Origin of the sequence: Chryseobacterium sp. SIMBA_028 (assembly GCF_046535285.1) — a bacterium.
Taxonomy (GTDB): Bacteria; Bacteroidota; Bacteroidia; order Flavobacteriales; family Weeksellaceae; genus Chryseobacterium.
This window is the reverse complement of the sequence record NZ_JAWRWZ010000720.1, coordinates 1-243: the sequence shown is the minus strand read 5'-3', so window position 1 is coordinate 243 and position 243 is coordinate 1. Positions and strand designations below refer to the sequence as shown.

Annotated in this window: 1 pseudogene; it reads right to left on the bottom strand. The window is 34.2% G+C overall.

The annotated features are described in order from the left end of the window. Positions 1-243: pseudogene (locus tag SCA31_RS25135) on the bottom strand (MFS transporter); the annotation flags it as partial.

The following is a 243-nucleotide window of genomic DNA, read 5'->3' as shown; positions in this document are numbered from 1 at the left end:
AGCCGTGTACGATTTGTGATAAAAACATCATTCCAACTGCTTTTGGCGGAAATAAAATAAATATCAAAACAAATAATGTTGAGATAAACAGAGATGCCATAAACACATCTCTTTTCCCGTATTTATCGGCAAATCTTTTGGAAAATGTAATTCCCACGATCATCATAATGATTCCGCCTGCGTTGAATAGACCAAATCCTGCTGATTTTGCATTTTCACCAAAAAAGTTCATTCCAATAGAAT